Source organism: Pseudactinotalea sp., assembly GCF_048594945.1.
Taxonomy (GTDB): Bacteria; Actinomycetota; Actinomycetes; order Actinomycetales; family Beutenbergiaceae; genus Pseudactinotalea.
In genome coordinates this window covers 1-3,386 of record NZ_JBMDXJ010000420.1, presented here as the reverse complement: position 1 = coordinate 3,386, position 3,386 = coordinate 1, and the positions used below count along the sequence as shown (strand labels likewise).

Genomic DNA, 3,386 nt, shown 5'->3' with positions numbered 1-3,386 from the left:
GCGTCGCCTGCGAGGAACGGCGTGAGGTCCTCGAAGAGGGTCTCGACCGCCTGGTCGAAGCGCGGCGGAATGTTCCAGGTGGGGATGCAGACCCAGTCCGGTACGTCATCGGCACTGGCCAGCACGGCGGCGAGCTTGTCGCCGAAGGTGTTGCCGTCGCTGATCTGGAAGTCGATGGTCGAGCCGATCGCCGCGTTGACGGCGTCGTAGTACTGGTTGCCGGTGCTCGGCGGGATCGCACCCCAGAGCGGGGTCATCGCCGTGAACGTCGATCCTGAGCCCGGCGGAGCGTCGAAGGCCTGCACGAGGTCGGCCGGGATGGTCGCAAAGCCCGCGGTCGAGCCGTTCACGCTCGGGAAGTCGGGCTCCACGTAGTCGAGCGGCACGTAGGCCGGAAGGACGTCATCGGTGACGGCGCCCGCCGATGTGCTCGGATCGCTCCCGCTACCGCCACCGGCGGTGCGGCAGCCTGCGAGCGCCGCGGAGCCGATCACACCGGCGCCGAGGAACGTCAGAAAGGTGCGGCGGCTCTGGCCGCTCGCCATGGGTGCACGGGTGGAACGGATCATCTCTGAGACTCCTTTGTGTCAGGCGGCCCCGCCATCGTCGAAGCGGTTCGACACAGGACAGTACCGAGAGCGCTTACATCTCGCAAGACTCTCGCCTAGAGTCAGCACTGACAGATCTCGTGCATCGAACCGGTTCGACGGAATGCGATGCGACATCCTGCCCACGACACGAACCGATGGGGATTCCGTGACACCTGCAGCGAAGGCCGACCTCCTGCTCTCCCAGCTCACGCTCGACGAGAAGGTGGCGATGCTCCATCAATGGAGCCCTGCCATCGAGCGTGTCCACCTCCCCACGTTTCGCACCGGGTCGGAGGTGCTGCACGGCGTCGCGTGGCTCGGTGAGGCCACGGTGTTCCCGCAGCCTGTGGGACTGGCAGCGACCTGGGACCCCGCGCTGGCCGAACGCATCGGCTCGGCGGTGGTCGACGAGCTCCTCGCCAAGCACGCGGTCGACCCGAGCATCTCACTCAACGTCTGGGCACCGGTGGTCGACCCCCTGCGGCACCCGTTGTGGGGCCGCAACGAGGAGGGCTTCTCCGAGGACCCGCACCTGACTGCGGATCTCGCCACGGGGTACGCGCAGGGCCTGCGCGGCCGCGGACCAGGCTGGCGCACGGTCCCGACGCTCAAACACCTGCTGGCCTACAACGTCGAGACCGACCGTGACGTCCGATCGATGCAGGTGCGCGACCGGGTGCTGCACGAGTACGAGCTGCCCGCGTTCGCCGGTCCGCTCCGAGCGGGCGTGGCGGGTGCCGTGATGCCGGCGTACAACCTCGTCAACGGCCGTCCGGCGCACACGAGCCGCGACCTCATCGAGGCCGTCCGGTCCTTTGCGGACGGCGAGATCCTCGTGGTCTCCGACGCCGGGGCGCCGACCAACCTCGTGCGCTCGCAAGGCTGCTACCCGGATGCCGCGGCCGCGCATGCTGCGGCCCTGCAGGCAGGGATCGACTCCTTCACGGACAACGACAGGGATGCCGGGCCCACGATCGACGCGGTCCGCATCGCGCTGCGTGACGGCCTCGTGACCGAGGCCGATGTCGACCGCGCCGTCAAGCGGCTCTTCATCACACGTGCTCGTGTCGACCTGCTCGAGGCTGACCCGCCATCAGTGAAGCCCGACCTCGACTCGCTGCTCACCGCGCACGCCGACCTCGCCCGGGAGGCAGCCCGACGCAGCGTCGTGCTGCTGGTGAACGACGGCGTCCTGCCGCGTTCGGCGCCACCACGGTCCGTCTGCGTGGTGGGGCCGCTGGCCGAGCGTGTGCTGCCGGACTGGTACGCCGGCGAGCCCCGGCACACGGCATCGATCGCCGAGGCGGCTGCGCAGCGGTGGCCGGATGCCGAGATCACCACGCTCGACGGCGCCGACCACGTGCTGCTGCAGGTCCCGGACGGGCGTGTGCTCACAGACGCGGAGGGCGTGGCGGTGCGGCCGGTTCCGTCCGATGCCGAGGTGCCGAGCACCCTCGCCATCACCGACTGGGGCTGGGGTTTGACGACGATCGCCGACCGGGAGTCGGGGAAGCTGTGGTCGGTCGACGATCGTGGCGTCGTCAGCGCGAGCGCCGACCGACCACATGGCTGGGTGGTGCAGCAGACGTTCCGGATCCGCCGGTACGACGACGGCAGCTGCGCGCTGCGGCATGTGGCGTCCGGGCGCTGGCTCCGCCTCGACGCAGCGGACCGGCTGGTGGCCGCCGCGCCGGAGGAGGATGAGGCGCTCCGCCTGCGCGTGCACACGGTGCAGGCGGGTACCGCGGCAGTGGCCACGGCTGCGGCCGCGAGCGACCTCGTGATCTGCGCGCTCGGCAACGACCCGCACCTGCTCGGACGCGAGACAGAGGACCGCCCCTCGCTCGAGCTCCCACCCAGTCAGCAGGAGCTGTGGTTCGCCGCCCGGCGCGAACAGCCGGACGCCGTGCTCACGCTGGTCTCGAGCTACCCCTACGCGTTCGACCTCGATGCCCGGGCGGTGCTCTGGAGCGGCCACTCGCAAGCGGTGGGACTCGGGTTGATCGATGTCATCGCCGGAGACGCCGAGCCGAGCGGACGGTTGCCGCAGACCTGGTGGCGCAGCACGTCCGATGCCGGCGCGCTGACCGACTACGACATCGTGGCGGGGCGATCGACCTACTGGTACAACGACGCCGAGCCGCTGTTCGCCTTCGGGCACGGGCTGACCTACACCTCGGTGCAGTACCGCTCGCTCGAGATCGTCGCGCTCGAGGAGAGCGGGGTCCGGGTCGTCGTCGTGGTGAGCAACGGCGGCGACCGACCGGCCACCGAGGTGGTGCAGGTGTACACCGACGCGCTCGATCACCGGGTGCCGTTCCCGCGTCGTCTCGGCGGGTACGCGCGGGTGCCGATTCAACCGGGCGAGCATGCGCGTGTCGAGGTCACGGTGCCCCGCGACCGGTTCGCGTTCTGGGACACCGCGCGCGGGACACTCACGGTCGATCCAGGCCGCTACCTGCTCAGCGCCGGGCCGAGCGCCGCCGACACCCCGCTGCACGCCGAGGTCGACCTCGCGGGTGAGGCACCGCTCCCCCACCGCGTGCCGCTGCGCGCCTCCGCCTTCGACGACCTGGCGCACGTGCAGCTGATCGTGGAGACGCTCGAGCGAGGCACCGCCGTCTCCGGGCCCGGGTGGGTCTCATTCGCCGACGTCGAGGGGCTGGCTCAACCGCTCGTGGCCCGTGTCGCTCGCACCGGACCCGGCACGAGCCGGGTGGAGCTGCAGTCCCGGTCGGACGCGGGCTGGCGCACGTTCGCGACCGCGACCCTGCCCACGGACCCGGCCGCCGACCG

Annotated in this window: 1 protein-coding gene and 1 pseudogene; one reads left to right on the top strand and one right to left on the bottom strand. The window is 70.9% G+C overall.

Going from position 1 to position 3,386, the window contains the following annotated elements; translation table 11 throughout:
* Positions 1 to 569: pseudogene (locus tag ACOJSN_RS19225) on the bottom strand (sugar ABC transporter substrate-binding protein); the annotation flags it as partial.
* A 187-nt stretch (positions 570 to 756) separates the two neighbouring features.
* Here ACOJSN_RS19225 and ACOJSN_RS19220 point away from each other — a divergent pair.
* Positions 757 to 3,386, top strand: a 2,630-nt coding sequence (locus tag ACOJSN_RS19220; protein WP_420114096.1) for a beta-glucosidase, incomplete at its 3' end; no start/stop codon positions are given.